15 protein-coding genes are annotated in these 17,626 nt (G+C 64.2%); 11 read left to right on the forward strand and 4 right to left on the reverse strand.

Translation table 11 applies throughout. The annotated features are described in order from the left end of the window. The first annotated feature begins 78 nt into the window (after positions 1-78). The 11 genes from aroQ (at position 79) to ABEH27_RS17330 (ending at position 13,130) form a co-directional block, all read left to right on the forward strand. Positions 79-531 carry a type II 3-dehydroquinate dehydratase gene (aroQ, locus tag ABEH27_RS17280; protein WP_346614741.1) on the forward strand — a complete coding sequence of 151 codons (453 nt, stop codon included), beginning with the start codon at positions 79-81 and terminating at the stop codon, positions 529-531. A gap of 101 nt (positions 532-632) precedes the next feature. Beyond that, entirely contained in the window at positions 633-1,097 is a 465-nt protein-coding gene (gene accB / locus ABEH27_RS17285; RefSeq protein ID WP_346614742.1) for an acetyl-CoA carboxylase biotin carboxyl carrier protein, read from the forward strand. A gap of 17 nt (positions 1,098-1,114) precedes the next feature. Next, a complete protein-coding gene (accC, locus tag ABEH27_RS17290) occupies positions 1,115-2,470 on the forward strand; it encodes an acetyl-CoA carboxylase biotin carboxylase subunit (RefSeq protein ID WP_346614743.1) in 1,356 nt (451 codons plus the stop codon). A gap of 303 nt (positions 2,471-2,773) precedes the next feature. Then, positions 2,774-3,652: a 50S ribosomal protein L11 methyltransferase gene (prmA, locus tag ABEH27_RS17295; protein ID WP_346614744.1), complete on the forward strand. Its 879-nt coding sequence runs from the start codon at positions 2,774-2,776 to the stop codon at positions 3,650-3,652. A gap of 43 nt (positions 3,653-3,695) precedes the next feature. Then, positions 3,696-5,024 (forward strand): DUF3426 domain-containing protein, encoded by a 1,329-nt coding sequence (locus ABEH27_RS17300; protein ID WP_346614745.1) that lies wholly within the window; start codon positions 3,696-3,698, stop codon positions 5,022-5,024. 176 nt (positions 5,025-5,200) lie between these two features. Continuing rightward, positions 5,201-6,214, forward strand: coding sequence for a tRNA dihydrouridine synthase DusB (gene dusB, locus ABEH27_RS17305; RefSeq protein WP_346614746.1), 1,014 nt, complete (start codon positions 5,201-5,203; stop codon positions 6,212-6,214). Further along, positions 6,211-6,531, forward strand: a complete 321-nt coding sequence (gene fis, locus ABEH27_RS17310; RefSeq protein ID WP_011535876.1) for a DNA-binding transcriptional regulator Fis — start codon at positions 6,211-6,213, stop codon at positions 6,529-6,531. Before dusB ends, fis begins: the two co-directional genes overlap by 4 nt. 81 nt (positions 6,532-6,612) lie before the next feature. Next, on the forward strand, positions 6,613-8,220 hold the full coding sequence (gene purH / locus ABEH27_RS17315; RefSeq protein ID WP_346614747.1) for a bifunctional phosphoribosylaminoimidazolecarboxamide formyltransferase/IMP cyclohydrolase: 1,608 nt from the start codon (positions 6,613-6,615) through the stop codon (positions 8,218-8,220). Between the two features lie 81 nt (positions 8,221-8,301). Further along, positions 8,302-9,597 (forward strand): phosphoribosylamine--glycine ligase, encoded by a 1,296-nt coding sequence (purD, locus tag ABEH27_RS17320; RefSeq protein WP_346614748.1) that lies wholly within the window; start codon positions 8,302-8,304, stop codon positions 9,595-9,597. Between the two features lie 135 nt (positions 9,598-9,732). Next, positions 9,733-12,504, forward strand: coding sequence for a response regulator (locus ABEH27_RS17325; RefSeq protein WP_346614749.1), 2,772 nt, complete (start codon positions 9,733-9,735; stop codon positions 12,502-12,504). A 29-nt stretch (positions 12,505-12,533) separates the two neighbouring features. Continuing rightward, positions 12,534-13,130 carry a MarC family protein gene (locus tag ABEH27_RS17330; protein WP_346614750.1) on the forward strand — a complete coding sequence of 199 codons (597 nt, stop codon included), beginning with the start codon at positions 12,534-12,536 and terminating at the stop codon, positions 13,128-13,130. Positions 13,131-13,139: 9 nt separating this feature from the next. Here the strand turns inward: ABEH27_RS17330 and cobJ are convergent, their stop codons facing one another. The 4 genes from cobJ to cobG are packed head-to-tail and all read right to left on the reverse strand — an operon-like array spanning position 13,140 to position 17,515. Next, the gene (cobJ, locus tag ABEH27_RS17335) at positions 13,140-14,846 is read right to left on the reverse strand and encodes a precorrin-3B C(17)-methyltransferase (RefSeq protein WP_346614751.1); all 1,707 of its coding nucleotides are present in this window, start codon (positions 14,844-14,846) and stop codon (positions 13,140-13,142) included. Further along, positions 14,834-15,565, reverse strand: coding sequence for a precorrin-2 C(20)-methyltransferase (locus tag ABEH27_RS17340; protein ID WP_346614752.1), 732 nt, complete (start codon positions 15,563-15,565; stop codon positions 14,834-14,836). Before ABEH27_RS17340 ends, cobJ begins: the two co-directional genes overlap by 13 nt. Beyond that, positions 15,565-16,191, reverse strand: coding sequence for a precorrin-8X methylmutase (locus ABEH27_RS17345; RefSeq protein WP_346614753.1), 627 nt, complete (start codon positions 16,189-16,191; stop codon positions 15,565-15,567). Before ABEH27_RS17345 ends, ABEH27_RS17340 begins: the two co-directional genes overlap by 1 nt. Beyond that, positions 16,184-17,515 carry a precorrin-3B synthase gene (gene cobG / locus ABEH27_RS17350; protein ID WP_346614754.1) on the reverse strand — a complete coding sequence of 444 codons (1,332 nt, stop codon included), beginning with the start codon at positions 17,513-17,515 and terminating at the stop codon, positions 16,184-16,186. The genes ABEH27_RS17345 and cobG overlap by 8 nt, the downstream gene beginning before the upstream one ends. Positions 17,516-17,626 lie beyond the last annotated feature (111 nt).

The following is a 17,626-nucleotide window of genomic DNA, read 5'->3' on the forward strand; positions in this document are numbered from 1 at the left end:
AACTGGACACTTGCCGTCGCTTTGCGGCACACTCGCCGCGCTGTGTCGAATTGCCCTACAAATCCAAGGAATCCGCAGATGGCAACGCTACTGGTGCTCCACGGCCCCAACCTGAACCTGCTCGGTACCCGCGAGCCGGGCCACTACGGCGCCGTGACCCTGGCCCAGATCAACCAGGACCTGGAGCAACGCGCCCGCGCCGCAGGCCACCATCTGCAGTACCTGCAGAGCAATGCCGAGTACGAACTGATCGACCGTATTCATGCCGCACGCAACGAGGGTGTGGACTTCATCCTGATCAATCCGGCTGCTTTCACCCACACAAGTGTCGCATTACGTGACGCATTGCTTGCGGTGAGCATCCCATTCATCGAAGTGCACCTGTCCAACGTGCACAAACGCGAACCGTTCCGTCATCACTCCTACTTCTCCGATGCAGCCGTAGGTGTGATCTGCGGTCTGGGCGCCAGCGGTTACCGCCTGGCCCTGGAAGCCGCGCTGGAACAACTGGCTGCCAACGCACAGCCCTGATGATTGAAACCCTGGCCTGAGTGGGCCGGGGTTCGAGAGAAACGTTCAGATACGTTTTTTAACTTACGCCCCCTGACCGAACCTTTGGGAGTTGATGATTAATGGATATCCGTAAAGTCAAGAAACTGATCGAGCTGCTGGAAGAGTCTGGCATCGACGAGCTGGAGATCAAGGAAGGCGAAGAGTCGGTCCGTATCAGCCGTCACAGCAAGACCCCGGCTGCTCAACAGTTCTACGCACCAGCACCAATGGCTGCCGCACCTGTAGCTGCTCCGGCCGCCGCCGCCGCTGCCCCAGCTGCTGAAGCTGCCGCTGCTGCACCTGCCCTGAAAGGCACCGTGATCCGTTCGCCAATGGTCGGTACCTTCTACCGCAAGCCGTCGCCGACCTCGCCTAACTTCGCTGAAGTTGGCCAGTCGGTGAAAAAAGGCGACACCCTGTGCATCGTTGAAGCGATGAAGATGATGAACCACATCGAAGCCGAAATCGGCGGTGTCATCGACGCCATCCTGGTGGAAGACGGTCAGCCGGTTGAGTTCGACCAGCCGCTGTTCACCGTCGTTTGATTCGCGGAGAGCCAACGATGTCTGGGAAGCTGGAAAAAGTCCTGATCGCCAACCGTGGGGAAATTGCCCTGCGGATCCTGCGTGCCTGCAAAGAGCTGGGCATCAAGACCGTGGCCGTACACTCCACGGCTGACCGCGAACTGATGCACCTGGGCCTGGCAGACGAGTCGGTCTGCATCGGTCCTGCTTCGTCCAAGGATTCGTACCTGCACATCCCGGCGATCATCGCCGCGGCTGAAGTGACCGGCGCCACCGCCATTCACCCGGGTTACGGCTTCCTGGCGGAAAACGCCGACTTCGCCGAGCAGGTCGAGAAGTCCGGTTTCGCCTTCATCGGCCCGAAAGCCGACACCATTCGCCTGATGGGCGACAAGGTTTCGGCCAAGGACGCGATGATCAAGTCGGGCGTACCGACCGTACCGGGCTCCGATGGCCCGCTGCCGGAAGACGAGGAAGTCGCCCTGGCAATCGCCCGTGACGTCGGCTACCCGGTGATCATCAAGGCCGCCGGTGGCGGTGGTGGTCGCGGCATGCGCGTGGTGCACAAGGAAGAGGACCTGATTTCCTCGGCCAAGCTCACCCGTACCGAAGCCGGTGCAGCCTTCGGCAACCCGATGGTTTACCTCGAGAAGTTCCTGACCAACCCACGCCACGTGGAAGTTCAGGTGCTGTCCGACGGCCAGGGCAATGCCATCCACCTGGGCGACCGTGACTGCTCGCTGCAGCGCCGTCACCAGAAGGTACTGGAGGAAGCGCCGGCTCCGGGTATCGACGAGAAGGCCCGTCAGGAAGTCTTCAAGCGCTGCGTTGATGCGTGCATCGAAATCGGCTACCGCGGTGCCGGTACGTTCGAGTTCCTGTACGAGAACGGCAGCTTCTACTTCATCGAGATGAACACCCGCGTACAGGTTGAGCATCCGGTGTCGGAGATGGTCACTGGCATCGACATCGTCAAGGAGATGCTGAGCATCGCCGCTGGCAACAAGCTGTCGTTCCGCCAGGAAGACGTAGTGATTCGTGGCCACTCGCTGGAGTGCCGGATCAACGCCGAAGACCCGCGCAAGTTCATCCCGAGCCCAGGCAAGGTCAAGCACTTCCACGCCCCGGGCGGCAACGGCGTTCGCGTCGATTCGCACCTGTACAGCGGTTACTCGGTTCCGCCGAACTACGACTCGCTGATCGGCAAGCTGATCACCTACGGCAAAGACCGCGACGAAGCCATGGCGCGCATGCGCAATGCCCTGGACGAGATCGTCGTCGACGGCATCAAGACCAACATCCCGCTGCACCGCGACCTGGTGCGCGATGAAGGTTTCTGCAAAGGCGGCGTCAACATCCACTACCTCGAGCACAAACTGGCCAACCAGGAGTGATCGCGTTAGCGTGATGCATGAAAACCCCGGCCCTGTGCCGGGGTTTTTTATGCATGTGCCGAAAAATTGCGCCGTGCTATCCAGGCTGACAACTATGGCCTATCCGGCCATGGCGCATTGCAACTCATGTAGGAGCGGATTTATCCGCGATGCGTCGCGCGGGCGGCGCTCGATTTCATGAACACGGGAAACCCCACGGCAAGCACCTCCCCTCCCTCCTCTACAAACCCCCCGCACTCGCGTAAACTGCCAGCCTTCGCGCAGCCTAGGGCTGCCCCTGTCGAATTACCAAAGGTGCCCGCCATGCCCTGGCTGCAAGTACGCCTGGCCATCAGCCCGGAACAAGCCGAAACCTACGAAGACGCCCTGCTCGAAGTCGGCGCCGTCTCGGTCACGTTCATGGATGCCGAAGATCAGCCGATCTTCGAACCCGACCTCAACACCACCCCGCTGTGGTCGCACACTCACCTGCTGGCACTGTTCGAAGCCGACGCCGTGCCTGAGGCAGTATTCGCCCACCTGCGACTGCTGACCGGTGCCGAACTGCCCGAGCACCAGGCCGAGGTGATCGAGGACCAGGACTGGGAGCGCAGCTGGATGGACGGCTTCAAGCCGATGCGCTTCGGCCGCCGCCTGTGGATCGTACCAAGCTGGCACGATGCGCCGGAGAAAGACGCGGTCAACTTGCTGCTCGACCCAGGCCTGGCCTTCGGCACCGGCACTCACCCGACCACCGCCCTGTGCCTGGAATGGCTCGACGGCCAACAGCTCGAAGGCACCCAGGTGCTGGACTTCGGCTGTGGCTCGGGCATCCTCGCCATTGCCGCCCTGCTGTTGGGCGCCCGTGAAGCGGTCGGTACCGACATCGACGTGCAGGCTATCGAAGCCTCGCGCGACAATGCCCAGCGCAATGGCATCGCCGACCAGAAGCTGGCGCTGTACCTTCCCGAAAACATGCCGGCCATGCAGGCCGACGTGCTGGTCGCCAACATCCTCGCAGGCCCGCTGGTCTCGCTGGCAGCGCAATTGTCCGGCCTGGTTCGCCCCGGTGGTCTGCTGGCCCTCTCGGGCATTCTTGCCGAACAGGGTGAGGAGGTGGCCGCAGCCTACGCCGCCGACTTCGAGCTGGACCCGATCGTCGTACGCGACGGCTGGGTGCGCATCAGTGGTCGCCGCCGCTAAGCGGGCCTAGAATACTTCTCTGCACAGCCCTCCGGATCGCCGCATGACCGACAGTTTCGTCACCCAGTGCCCGCATTGCCAGACCAGCTTTCGCGTCACCCATCACCAATTGAGCGTGGCGCGTGGCGTGGTCCGCTGCGGCCAGTGCCTGCAGGTGTTCAATGCGGCGAAGCAGTTGCTGGAGCAGAGCCGCGCTGGCACTGCGCCCGTGATCCCGCCCATCCCGGTGGTCGAGCCCGTCGCCGTGCCCGAACCGCCGCTGAGCGAACGCCCGGGCGCCCAGCCACAAGACTGGGCAGCCACTGCCCAAGCCCTGGACGAACTCGACCTTGACCAGGAGCTGGCCCGCCTTGAACGGCGCGGCAAACCTGACGAGCCACGCATTGCCCCACCTGTCGATGCGCTGCAGGCACGGCGTGACGAGCCCGCCACCGACACCCATGGCGACGCGCTGTTTGGCAATGCAACTGACGATCACCATGAGCCGCTGGAAGCCGTCGAGCCCGCGCCGGTGCTGCTGGAGCAGGAGCCGCTGGACCTTGAGCCAGCCCCTGGGGACCGCACCGAGCCCACGCTGGGCGGCAACCTGGACCTTGAGTTCGAAAACGAGCCTGCTGCGCCTCGGGCTAACCAACCCGATGACGTGGACGATTTCCACGAGCCGCTGCCAGCGGAAGAGGAAATCATCCACGAAAAAGGCCTGAGTGCCCGTGATGACGACGAAACGGATATCCGCCTGTCGGCGCGGGATGACGACCCTGACGAACCGCTGCCCGGCGAGCGCCTGGAGCCTGGTTTTAGCGCCAAGGGCGAGCGCCCGTCGCGCAAGGAGCCGTTGGTCGATGTTGTCGACGACCCGCTGCAGCTGGGCTGGGAAAAACCCAAGCCCAACTGGGGCAAGCGCCTGTTGTGGGGCTTCCTCACGCTACTGGCCGCGGGCCTGCTGGCCTTCCAGTATGTGTGGTTCCATTTCGACGAAATGGCCCGCCAGGACCAGTACCGGCCGCTGTTCCAGCAGCTGTGCCCCCTGCTCGGTTGCGAAGTGCCTACCCGGGTCGACATCGGCCGCATCAAGAGCAGCAACCTGGTGGTACGCAGCCACCCGGACTTCAAGGGCGCACTGATCGTCGACGCGATCATCTACAACCGTGCACCGTTCGCCCAGCCGTTCCCGCTGCTGGAGCTGCGTTTCGCCGACCTCAATGGCCAGCTGATCGCCAGCCGTCGGTTCAAGCCCAGCGAATACCTTTCGGGTGAACTGGCTGGCCGTGGCGAAATGCCCAGCCAGACACCGATCCACATCGCCCTGGATATCCTCGACCCAGGGCCGAAGGCCGTGAACTACAGCCTCAGCTTCCGCTCACCGGAGTGACCGGCCGCAGCTGGCCGCCGTGTTTTCGGCGCCAGCCTGCTGTCGCTAACCATCGGGCATAAGCCCAAAGTTGTTCAGATTTTATCCAGATCCATCTTTATCCGGTCACCGAGAGCGGGTATTATGCCAACCCTTTTTCGAACTCCAATGATTCGGCCCCACAACAGGGAACACCTATGTCGGCGGTACGCATCGGCCCATACACACTACGCAACAACCTGATCCTCGCGCCCATGGCCGGGGTCACGGACCAGCCTTTCCGTACACTTTGTCAGCGCCTGGGCGCGGGCATGGTGGTGTCGGAGATGGTCAGCAGCGACATGAGCCTGTGGAACAGCCGCAAGTCGAGCCTGCGCCGCATCCACGAAGGTGATCCCGAGCCGCGCTCGGTACAGATCGCCGGTGGTGATGCGCAGATGATGGCAGCGGCGGCCCGGGCCAACGTCGAAGCGGGTGCTCAGATCATCGACATCAACATGGGCTGCCCGGCAAAAAAAGTCTGCAACAAAGCTGCAGGCTCTGCTTTATTGAGAGATGAAGCTCTGGTTCACGAGATCCTCCACGCCGTCGTCGGCGCGGTGGACGTCCCGGTGACCCTGAAGATCCGCACCGGCTGGGACCGGGCGAACAAAAACGGCCTGAACGTGGCGAAGATCGCCGAGCAGGCCGGCATCCAGGCGCTGGCGGTGCATGGCCGCACACGCGCCGACCTGTACACCGGCGATGCCGAATACGACACCATTGCTGCGATCAAGCAGGCGGTGTCCATCCCGGTCTTTGCCAATGGCGATATCACATCGCCTGAAAAGGCCCGGGCGGTGCTGGACGCCACCGGCGTCGACGGCCTGCTGATTGGCCGGGCTGCCCAGGGGCGGCCATGGATCTTTCGCGAGATCGAGCATTTTTTAGGGACTGGCCAGCATTTGCCAGCCCCGCAGCTGGACGAAGTGGAACGTATCCTGCTGGAGCACCTGGCCGCGCTGCACGCCTTCTATGGCGATGTGATGGGCGTTCGTATCGCCCGCAAGCACGTTGGCTGGTACCTGGCAACACGACCCGGCGGCAAGGAGTTTCGCTCCCGGTTCAACGCTTTGGAAGACACACAAGCGCAGTGCGCCAACGTTCGCGGTTATTTCAACGAACGTCGACAGAGCCTTGAGACAGAGGACGGACAAGGGGTGGCCGCATGACGATGATGACCGAGACATTAGTGAGTGGAACAACGCCCGTGAGCGACAACGCCAACCTCAAACAGCACCTCAACACGCCGAGCGAAGAGGGCCAGACCCTTCGCGACAGCGTCGAGAAGGCGCTGCACAACTACTTCGCACACCTGGAAGGCGCTACCGTCACTGACGTGTACAACCTGGTGCTCTCCGAAGTCGAGGCGCCCCTGCTCGAATGCGTGATGAATTACGTCAAGGGCAACCAGACCAAGGCCAGTGAGATGCTCGGGCTCAACCGAGGCACCCTGCGCAAGAAGCTCAAGCAGTACGACTTGCTGTAAGCCAGAATCCCAATCAGAAAAGGCGGCTCCCTGAACAGAGGCGCCTTTTTTGCTGACTCCACCGCGTTATTGGAATCCGAAATGACCGACCAGACTACCCGCCTGCCAGTCCGCCGCGCCCTGATCAGCGTCTCCGACAAGACCGGTATCCTCGAATTCGCTCGTGAGCTGCAACAGCTCGGTGTCGAGATCCTGTCCACCGGCGGCACCTACAAGCTGCTCAAGGACAACGGCGTGAACGCGGTGGAAGTGGCCGACTACACGGGCTTCGCCGAAATGATGGATGGCCGGGTCAAGACCCTGCATCCGAAGATCCACGGCGGCATCCTCGGCCGTCGCGGTACCGACGACGCCATCATGAACGAGCACGGCATCAAGCCGATCGACCTGGTCGCCGTCAACCTGTACCCGTTCGAAGCCACCATCGCCAAGCCTGGCTGTGACCTGCCGACCGCCATCGAGAACATCGACATCGGCGGGCCGACCATGGTCCGTTCGGCCGCCAAGAACCACAAGGATGTTGCCATCGTGGTCAACGCCAGCGACTACGCCAGCGTCCTCGAAGGCCTCAAGGCCGGTGGCCTGACCTATGCACAGCGCTTCGACCTGATGCTCAAGGCTTTCGAGCACACCGCTGCCTACGACGGCATGATCGCCAACTACATGGGCACCATCGACCAGGCCCAGGAGACCCTGAGCACTGAACAGCGCAGCGAATTCCCGCGCACCTTCAACAGCCAGTTCGTCAAGGCTCAGGAAATGCGCTACGGCGAGAACCCGCACCAGAGCGCGGCGTTCTACGTGGAGGCCAACAAAGGCGAAGCCAGCATCTCCACCGCCGTGCAGCTGCAAGGCAAGGAACTGTCGTTCAACAACGTGGCCGACACCGACGCTGCGCTGGAGTGCGTGAAGAGCTTCGTCAAGCCGGCCTGTGTCATCGTCAAGCATGCCAACCCATGCGGCGTGGCCGTTGTGCCTGAAGACGAAGGCGGTATCCGCCAGGCCTACGAGCTGGCCTACGCCACCGACACCGAGTCGGCCTTCGGCGGCATCATCGCCTTCAACCGCGAGCTGGATGGCGAAACTGCCAAGGCCATCGTCGAGCGCCAGTTCGTCGAAGTGATCATCGCACCGAAAATCTCCCAGGCTGCCCGCGACGTGGTGGCGGCCAAGCAGAACGTACGCCTGCTGGAGTGCGGCGAGTGGCCAGCCGAGCGCGCTGCCGGTTGGGACTTCAAGCGTGTCAACGGTGGCCTGCTGGTGCAGAGCCGCGACATCGGCATGATCACCGCCGATGACCTGAAGATCGTGACCAAGCGTGCACCGACCGAGCAAGAGATCCACGACCTGGTGTTTGCCTGGAAAGTGGCCAAGTTCGTCAAGTCCAACGCTATCGTCTACGCCAAACAGCGCCAGACCATCGGCGTCGGCGCCGGCCAGATGAGCCGCGTCAACTCCGCACGTATTGCGGCCATCAAGGCCGAGCATGCTGGCCTGCAGGTTCAAGGTGCGGTCATGGCATCGGACGCGTTCTTCCCGTTCCGTGACGGCATCGACAATGCGGCTAAAGTGGGTATCAGCGCTGTGATCCAGCCGGGTGGCTCGATGCGTGATGCCGAAGTCATCGCTGCTGCCGACGAAGCCGGCATTGCGATGGTGTTCACCGGCATGCGCCACTTCCGCCACTGATTTACGGCAATCGGCCGCACTGAAGCAGTCATCTGCTGCGTGGGGCTTTACCTTGCGCCCGAAAGAATTCGAGGTTTTGACATGAAAGTTTTGATCATCGGCAGCGGCGGCCGTGAGCACGCCCTGGCCTGGAAAGTCGCCCAAGACCCTCGCGTCGAGAAAGTCTTCGTCGCCCCGGGCAACGCCGGCACCGCCATTGAAGCCAAGTGCGAGAACGTCGCCATCGACGTAACCGCCCTGGAGCAACTGGCCGACTTCGCCGAGAACAACGTCGACCTGACCATCGTCGGCCCCGAGGCGCCGCTGGTCATCGGTGTGGTCGACCTGTTCCGCAGCCGCGGCCTGGACTGCTTCGGCCCGACCAAGGGCGCGGCCCAGCTGGAAGGTTCCAAGGCATTCACCAAGGACTTCCTGGCACGTCACAAGATCCCGACCGCCGACTACCAGAACTTCACCGAGATCGAGCCGGCCCTGGCCTACCTGCAGGAAAAAGGCGCGCCAATCGTCATCAAGGCCGATGGCCTGGCCGCAGGCAAAGGCGTGATCGTCGCCATGACCCTGCAGGAAGCCGAAGACGCCGTGCGTGACATGCTCGCAGGCAATGCCTTCGGCGAAGCCGGTTCGCGCGTGGTGATCGAGGAGTTCCTCGACGGCGAAGAAGCCAGCTTCATTGTGATGGTCGATGGCCACAACGTGCTGCCAATGGCCACCAGCCAGGACCACAAACGCGTCGGCGACCAGGACACCGGCCCGAACACAGGCGGCATGGGTGCTTACTCCCCTGCCCCGGTGGTTACCGCCGACGTGCACCAGCGCGTGATGGACCAGGTGATCTGGCCGACCGTGCGCGGCATGGCCGAGGAAGGCAACGTCTACACCGGTTTCCTGTATGCCGGCCTGATGATCGACAAGGCAGGTAACCCCAAGGTCATCGAGTTCAACTGCCGCTTTGGCGATCCGGAAACCCAGCCCGTCATGCTGCGCCTGGAATCGAGCCTGGTGCTGCTGATCGAAGCAGCGTTCGCCAAGGCCCTGGACAAGGTCGAAGCACAGTGGGACCCGCGCCCAAGCCTGGGCGTGGTGCTGGCAGCCGGCGGTTACCCGGGCGATTACGCCAAGGGTGAGGCGATCAGCGGCCTGGACGCCGCAGCCAAGATCGAAGGCAAGGTGTTCCATGCCGGCACTTCGCTCAAGGACGGCCAAGTGGTCACCAACGGCGGCCGCGTCCTGTGCGCCACTGCCATGGGCAGCACCGTTGCCGACGCGCAGCAGCAGGCTTACCGCCTGGCCAAGGAAGTCAGCTGGAACGGCAGCTTCTACCGGACCGACATCGGCTACCGGGCGATTGCCCGCGAACGCGGTGAGCACCAGCAGTAAGTATTACCGGATGGCCGCAGCGCTTGGCGCCTGCGGCATCCGGCTCGTCGACAGGGCCCCAGTGGGGCCTTGCCTTCGACTTGGCGCGCCGCGCATAGTTAATACACGGCACATCGGCTAGGAAGGGATCTCGTAGTGCGTCGGCTTCGGATTGCCACAGCTCTGATCGTCAGCTTGCTGACTTTGCTCTGCCTGCTCCCGGTTTCGGCCGATCAAGGCGGAGGGTGGTCGGTTTTGCTCGATGAACAGGCCAGCCTGCAACTAAGCGATGTCCGCTCCGATCGCTATCGCAGCCAGTTCAGCCCGACAGCGCTCGATGACCTCGATGCCGCCCCAGCGGAACAGGCCCTTTGGCTGCACTATCGCCTCGAACCAGGCGATCAGGAGCAACTGCTGCGGGTCTTCGCCCCCGACCTGTCCCAGCTGGACCTCTACGCCCTCAACGGCGACAGGCTGTTACGCCAGCTGCACCATGGGCGCAAGGCTGGCAACGCCAGCCCGACCCTGCGCGGCAGCGACCATGTATTGCCCTTGCCCAACAGCCCGCAGGCACTGGATATCTACCTGCGCCTGGTGTCCGAGCACCAGCTGCGCCCGGCTATCAGCCTTGAGCCCGCAGCCGTAGCCGCGTCGAACCACAACCAACCGTTGCTGTTCGGCATGCTGTTCGGCGGCCTGGTGATGCTCATCCTGCACAACCTGATCCGCTTCCTGTACACCCGCTCCACCACTACCCTGATTCTTGCCCTGTACCACGGCCTGATGCTGCTCAGCGGCCTGATCCTGCTCAACCTCAGCGGCCCTTGGTGGCACCTGTGGCACAGCGCACAAACCCCGGCCGCCTACCTGACCCTGGTTCTGGCAGGTATGGCGGGGCTGTACTTCACCCAGCATTTTTTTGCCCCCCGCAACTCACCGCAGTTAAACCGCCTGCTGCAGGGCGAAATGCTGGTGGCGGCGGTCAGCGGCCTGGTCCTGCTGTTCGTCGACACCCTGCCGCTCAACCTGATGACCTATGCCCTGCTGGCGTTGGGCAGCGTGAGCATGCTGCTGGTCAGCAGCTACCACTGGTACAAGGGCTATGCGCCCGCGCGGTTGTTCTGCCTGGCCATGGTGGTGTTCAACCTCGGTGGCCTGGTGCTGCTGCCGGCCCTGCTTGGCCTGACGCGCACCTCCACGCCCTGGTTGCTGTGCATTCTGCTGGGCCTGGCGGTTGCCAGCGGCCTGCTGCTCAACCTCGCCGTCAGCGAACGCCTGCGGCGGATGAATGAAGAGCGCTTCAGCGCCAGCCGCGCACTGGCCGCCAGCGACGCGGAAATCAACGCCAAGGCCGAGTTCCTGGCCAAGATCAGCCACGAAATCCGCACGCCCATGAACGGTGTGCTGGGCATGACCGAACTGCTGTTGGGCACACCGCTGTCGGTCAAGCAGCGTGACTACGTGCAGACCATCCACAGCGCGGGCAATGAACTGCTCACGCTGATCAACGAAATTCTCGACATCTCCAAGCTCGAATCGCGGCAGATCGAACTGGACGATGTGCAGTTCGACCTCAACGCCCTGATCGAAGACTGCCTGAACATCTTCCGGGCGAAGGCCGAGCAGCAGAACATCGAGCTGATCAGCTTCACCCAGCCACAAGTACCGCGGGTTATCAGCGGCGACCCGACGCGCCTGCGTCAGGCACTGTCCAGCCTGCTGGAAAACGCCCTGAAAAACACCGACCAGGGCGAGATCCTGCTGGTGGTGGCGCTTGACCAGCGTGGCGAAACACCGCGCCTGCGCATCGCCGTGCAGGACAGTGGCGAGCCGCTGCCCGCCGCCGAGCGCGAAGCCCTGCTGCAGGCAGAGCTGCACAGCCACCAGTTTCTTTCCAGCAACAAGCTCGGTGGCCACCTGGGGCTGATCATCGCCAAGCAGCTGATCGGCCTGATGCAGGGCGAATTCGGCATCAAAAGCAGCACCAGCATGGGCAACACCCTGTGGCTGACCCTGCCGCTCGACCCGTCGCGGCTTGAACAACCCCCGGCCGACCTCGACGGCCCGCTGCGCGATGCGCGGGTGCTGGTGGTAGACGACAACGACACCTGCCGCAAGGTCCTGGTGCAGCAGTGCAGTGCCTGGGGCATGAACGTGAGTGCAGTGCCGTCCGGCAAGGAGGCCCTGGCCCTGCTGCGGACCAAGGCGCACCTGCGCGACTATTTCGATGCGGTGTTGCTGGACCAGAACATGCCGGGCATGACCGGCATGCAACTGGCGGCCAAGATCAAGGAAGATCCAAGCCTGAACCACGACATTCTGGTGGTGATGCTGACCGGTATCAGCAATGCGCCGAGCAAGGTCATCGCCCGCAATGCCGGGGTCAAGCGCATCCTGGCCAAACCTGTCGCCGGTTACACACTCAAGACCACCCTGGCCGAAGAGCTGGCCCAGCGCGGCCGCGAACAGACCGTGCCGATGCCATTGCCCAACACGCCGCCCGCGCACGAGTTGCCCGGCGACTTCCGCGTACTGGTCGCCGAGGACAACAGCATCTCGACCAAGGTGATCCGCGGCATGCTGGGCAAACTCAACCTCGAACCGGACACCGCCAGCAACGGCGAAGAAGCCTTGGAAGCGATGAAGGCTCGGCGCTACGACCTGGTGCTGATGGACTGTGAAATGCCCGTGCTCGACGGCTTCTCCGCCACCCAGCAACTGCGCGCCTGGGAGCTCGACAACCAGCGCCAGCGAACGCCGGTGGTGGCACTGACCGCGCACATTCTTGCCGAGCACAAGGAGCGCGCACGGCTGGCCGGCATGGATGGGCACATGGCCAAGCCGGTGGAGCTGTCGCAATTGCGTGAGTTGATCCAGTATTGGGCGAACCAGCGCGAAGCCAAGGCCGATCCGCTGCATACCTCGTAGCCGATCCCGCCCCCACAAGGACACACTGCATGCTCCATGAGTTGTTCAGTGTCTATCTGAAGATGCTGGTGCTCTACAGCCCGTTTTTCGTGCTGTCGTGCTTCATCAGCCTGACCCGTGGCCACTCCAGCAAGGAGCGCAAGCAACTGGCCTGGAAAGTGGCCTTCGCCGCACTGGTCGCCAGCGTGCTGCTGTACCTGTTCGGGCGGGCGATTTTCGGTATTTTCGGCATCACCGCCGACGCCTTTCGCATCGGTGCCGGCAGCGTGCTGTTCATTTCGGCGCTGGGCATGGCCCAGGGCAAACCCGCCGTGCAGGCCGACAACGTGCAGCAGGACGTGACCATCGTGCCGCTGACCATACCGCTCACCGTAGGCCCTGGCACCATCGGTGCGCTGCTGGTGATGGGGGTGAGCCAACCGCACTGGGACGACAAGGCCCTGGCCATCGTCAGCATCGCGCTGGCCAGCTTCACCGTGGGCCTGGTGCTGTACCTCTCGCACGGGATCGAACGGATACTCGGCGAACAGGGCCTGCAGATCGTCAGCCGGTTGATGGGGCTGTTCGTCTGCGCCTTGGCGGCGCAGATCATCTTTACCGGGATCAGGGGCTACCTGGTCGGTTAGCGCTGCGACTCACGGCGCAACCGGGTACCAGCGCGGTGTGTACACCCATTGCTGGCCATCGGCACGTGCGAAGGTGCAGGTGGTGGACGAACCCACCAGTACCATGGTGCGCATGTCGACCATTTCCGGCGTCAGTTCAGCCAGGGTGACCACGTTCAGCGTCTGCCCAGGCCTGCCGATATCACGCCCCAGGACTACCGGTGTAGCCCCAGCCCGATGCTGGCGCACGATTTCCAGCGCGCGCCCCAACTGCCAAGGGCGCGAACGTGAGATCGGGTTGTAGAAGGCCAACACCAGGTCGGCCTGGCCCGCCAGGTCCAGCCGCTGCTCGATGGTCGCCCAGGGCTTGAGGTTGTCGGAAAGCGACATCACGCAGAAGTCATGCCCCAGTGGCGCCCCCGCTTGAGCGGCGGTGGCCAGCGAGGCCGAAACCCCCGGCAGGATTTCCAGGTCGACACGCTGCCAGGCGGGGTCAGTGGACGCGTGCAGGGCTTCCAGCACGGCTGCGGCCATGGCGAACACACCCGGGTCGCCCGACGACACCACCACCACTGAACGGCCTTGCGCGGCGAGCTCGAAGGCGTGCCGCGCGCGCTGCATTTCTTCGCGGTTGTCGGTGCAATGTTGCACTTGGTCGTCGCGGAACGGCCCAGCCATGCGCACGTAGGTTTCGTAGCCAAGAATGTCCTCGGCGCGGGCCAGCTCGGCCTTGACCGCCGGCACCATCAGTTCGGCAGCGCCAGGGCCAAGGCCGATGACGGCCAGGCGACCGCGCTTGCGGCCCAGCTGGTTGGCGTCGACAGGCGCCGATGCAACGGCAATGACCAGGCCCGCCTGCTCGATCAGGCGCGCATCAGGCAGTGCTTCGGCGGCCATGTCGACAAGGGTGCTTTCTTTGGCGGCAAAACGCAGCGGGACACCCAGCACCCTGGCCGCTTCCTGCAAGGCCGGTTCGGCCATGGCCTGTTCAGCAGCCAGCAGGCACGCCAGCGACTGTTGGGCGATGCCCGCTTCATGCAGCGCCCCGCTGATCCGCTCAACCAGATCAGAGCCGCCCGCGCCCACTGCAACCACCACTGAACGGGGGTGGATCAGCAACTCGTCACGGCTGGCCGGGCGGGCTGTGCATCCGACATGAATGGTGCGCTGGGCAGCTTCACTGGCCGGCAACTGCGCCTGCGCCAGCCACGGTGCATCGCCCTCGATACGCACGGCCTCGCCAGCCAGCAGGTCGGAGACGAAGCGCTTGCCCTGCTCGATATCCGCCAGGGCATAGCCCTCGGGCGGGTTCAGCAGGCAGGTGCCGAAACGCAGTTCACCACTGGTGGTGATCGCCGCGGCCACGCCCAGCGCCTCACCGATCTCGCGGGCCAAGACATTGACGCCACTCAGCCCGCCCAGCAGCGGCACTACCGCACTGCCATCCTCGGCCACCGCCAGCACCGGCGGCTCGGCGCCCTTCTCGCTGAGCAGGCTCGCCAGACTGCGGATGACGATGCCCGCCGCACACAGGGCGATGATCGGCGTGTCCTGCTGGTACAGCGCGCGCAGTGTGTCGCCGAACCCGTCGTAATACTGGTCGGCCTGGTCGACCCGGCCGGCCAGGCCATGCACCGTCGCCTGTGGATACCGCTGCTGGATGCGCCGCGCAGTAGCCAGGCTGCCAGCGCCAAGCACGATGATTGCCGGTGCCTTGTGCATATTCACCCCTGCCATTTTTCACCCGGCACGATGATCAGCGAGAAGTACGGCGACGACTGTGGGTCGACCGCGTCCAGCGCCACGATCTTCTGGTTGGCCATGGTCGCCCGCTCGACGTACAGCGCACGCCCGTCCAGGCCCAGGTCAGCCAATACCTGGCGTACCTTGGGGAAGTTGCGGCCAAGCTTCATGATCACGGCCGCATCGGCGTCAGCCAGGCGGCGCTTGAGCTCCTCGGCTGGCAGCACGCCCGACAGCACCGACAGGCTCTGGTTGCGGTAGACCAGCGGTGCGCCCAGTACCGAAGCGCCACCCAGCATCGAACAGACGCCAGGGATCACCTGGGCTTCATAGCGCTGGGCCAGGCGGTCATGCAGGTACATGTAGGAGCCGTAGAAGAACGGGTCGCCCTCGCAGATCACCGCCACATCACGGCCGGCATCCAGGTGTTCGGCTACCTGCACGCTGGCTTCATCGTAGAAGTCGCTGATCACCTGCTCGTAAGACAGTGGTGCCGGCAGGGCTTCGGTCGTCACCGGGTAGACCAGCGGCAGCAGCGTTTGCGCAGGCTGCAGGTGCGCCTCGATGATGCCGAAGGCGTTGCCGCGCTTGCCCTTGGCCACGAAGTAGGCGACCACCGGGGCCTCGCGCAGCAAGCGCAGGGCCTTGAGGGTGATCAGCTCAGGGTCGCCAGGGCCTACGCCCAAGCCCAGCAGACGTCCGCGCGGCGCCATCACTCTACCTCCGTGGCGAGGGCGTTGACTGCAGCGGCGGCCATCGCGCTGCCGCCCAGGCGGCCTTGCATGATCACGAAGGGCACGCCACGGCTGTCGGCGGCGAGCATGGCCTTGGACTCCGCAGCGCCGACGAAGCCGACCGGGAAGCCGAGGATCAGCGCCGGCTTTGGTGCCCCGGCGTCGATCATTTCCAGCAGGTAGAACAATGCGGTAGGGGCGTTGCCGATCACCACCACGCTGCCTTCCAGGTACGGCCGCCACAGTTCCAGTGCCACGGCCGAGCGGGTGTTGCCAGCAGCCTTGGCCAGGCCAGGAACGCTCGGGTCGCGCAGGGTGCAGATCACCGGGTTGTCCGCTGGCAGGCGTGCACGGGTGATGCCTTCGGCGACCATGTGCGCGTCGCAGAGGATCGGCGCGCCGTTGGCCAGGGCTTCGCGCCCGGCGCGGCCGGCGCCTTCGGAGAACTGCAGGCCATCGATGGCCTCGACCATGCCGCAGGCGTGGATCACACGCACGGCGAGCTTCTCGAGGTCTGCGGGTATCCGCTCGAGTCGGGCTTCCTCACGGATGATCCGGAAGGAATTGCGATAGATCTCCTGACCATCGCGGATGTAATCAATCATCAAGGTGCTCCGTCGGCAGGGCGAGCATGGCGCCTGCCTCATTCAAGGTGAGGTCGGTGCCGCGCAGGGCGCCGAAGCCCGGCAGGCGCGCGTCACGCAAATAAAGGTCATAGCGGCCCGGTGAACGGGCCAGCAGCGTGGCCGGGGCGACATGGGCCACGGCGCAGGAACGGGGGCAGCCGGAGAGGTGCACGCTGGCAGGGGCGCCTGCGGGCACCAGCGCGGCCAGGCGCACGGCATCGGCTTTGGTATCGCCCTGCGCCTTGGCGCAGCCGCTGGCGCCGGTGCAGGCGACCAGGCGGGCCAAGGGTGCATCGCTGTGGCAGAGCAGGCCCAGGCTCGCCAATGTGTGTTGCGCCTGGGTGAGGCTTGTGGGGGCGATATTGGGCAGCATCAGGCTTTGCCAAGGGGTCAGGCGCAGGCTGCCATCGCCGTGCTGGCGGGCAACATGCGCCGCGCCGCGCAGCATATCGGCGGTCAGCCGGCCAAGCGGTGGGGCGATGCCCAGCGCCACGCCTTGCTGCTGAGGCACTGCACCGAGCCACCCGCTGTTGCCTGCCACGCGCCGCCAGCCAAGCACTGCAGCATCGCGGCGCACATCCAGCCCAAGCCCGTCGATGAAACAGTCCACAGTGCAATGTTCCAGCAACTGCCGCATGCGCGCCTGATCCGGGCGAGCCAGATCGAGGAAACGCCCGAGTACGGCCCGCACCAGCGCCAGCCCCTGCTCCACCGGCACTGCACCGACTACCTGGCCATCGCCCGGGCAGCCGGCCAGGCCGAACGCCAGCCAGGTACGTTGTTCAAGGCGCATGGCCGACAGCCACAGGTCGTGAGGGTGTTCGAGCATCGCCAGGCCTTCGCCGCCGTCCAGCTGCACGGCGAACTTGGCCGACAGTTGGTGAAAGCGCGGCGTGCCTTGCAACAGGTCGAGAACCTGATCGGCCAAAGGCCGCACATCCAGCACCGTCGACGGGTCATGCCCGGCCAGGGGGCTGAGCATGAGATTGCGCACATCGTCGCTGGCGGCATCACGCGGGCCAAGGCCTGCTGCCAACAGGCCGTCGATCAGGTGCCGGTGGTCATCGCCAATACCGCGAATTTGCAGGTTGGCGCGGTTGGTCGCCTCGATCACGCCGGTGGCGAAACGCTCGGCAGCCTCCGCCACCGCATCGGCCTGGTCGGCGAGCAGCAGCCCGCCAGGCAGCTTGACCCGGCAGATCCCGCCATCGAGGGCGCTGACGATACGCCACAACCCCGGGCAAGCCGAGGGACGGGGCGATACGGTGGGGGCATGGTCCTGCTTCAATGGGGCGTCCGGCAATCGCTGAAAATGCGCTTGAGTGTAGAAGGCGCGGTATTATGCCTGCTTTGTCCGGCGGCATGAAAAGCCGGTGGTCGAGCATCATTAGTGATTTGGCAAAAAACAGGGTGC

The sequence above is a fragment of the Pseudomonas sp. P39-UII1 genome (genome assembly GCF_039672635.1).
Classification (GTDB): Bacteria; Pseudomonadota; Gammaproteobacteria; order Pseudomonadales; family Pseudomonadaceae; genus Aquipseudomonas.

Bases quoted from the DNA above. Each gene is read 5' to 3' on its own strand.
- aroQ (WP_346614741.1), top strand. From the start codon at position 79: ATGGCAACGCTACTGGTGCTCCACGGCCCCAACCTGAACCTGCTCGGT.
- accB (WP_346614742.1), top strand. From the start codon at position 633: ATGGATATCCGTAAAGTCAAGAAACTGATCGAGCTGCTGGAAGAGTCT.
- accC (WP_346614743.1), top strand. From the start codon at position 1,115: ATGTCTGGGAAGCTGGAAAAAGTCCTGATCGCCAACCGTGGGGAAATT.
- prmA (WP_346614744.1), top strand. From the start codon at position 2,774: ATGCCCTGGCTGCAAGTACGCCTGGCCATCAGCCCGGAACAAGCCGAA.
- ABEH27_RS17300 (WP_346614745.1), top strand. From the start codon at position 3,696: ATGACCGACAGTTTCGTCACCCAGTGCCCGCATTGCCAGACCAGCTTT.
- dusB (WP_346614746.1), top strand. From the start codon at position 5,201: ATGTCGGCGGTACGCATCGGCCCATACACACTACGCAACAACCTGATC.
- fis (WP_011535876.1), top strand. From the start codon at position 6,211: ATGACGATGATGACCGAGACATTAGTGAGTGGAACAACGCCCGTGAGC.
- purH (WP_346614747.1), top strand. From the start codon at position 6,613: ATGACCGACCAGACTACCCGCCTGCCAGTCCGCCGCGCCCTGATCAGC.
- purD (WP_346614748.1), top strand. From the start codon at position 8,302: ATGAAAGTTTTGATCATCGGCAGCGGCGGCCGTGAGCACGCCCTGGCC.
- ABEH27_RS17330 (WP_346614750.1), top strand. From the start codon at position 12,534: ATGCTCCATGAGTTGTTCAGTGTCTATCTGAAGATGCTGGTGCTCTAC.
- cobJ (WP_346614751.1), bottom strand. From the start codon at position 14,846: ATGGCAGGGGTGAATATGCACAAGGCACCGGCAATCATCGTGCTTGGC.
- ABEH27_RS17340 (WP_346614752.1), bottom strand. From the start codon at position 15,565: ATGGCGCCGCGCGGACGTCTGCTGGGCTTGGGCGTAGGCCCTGGCGAC.
- ABEH27_RS17345 (WP_346614753.1), bottom strand. From the start codon at position 16,191: ATGATTGATTACATCCGCGATGGTCAGGAGATCTATCGCAATTCCTTC.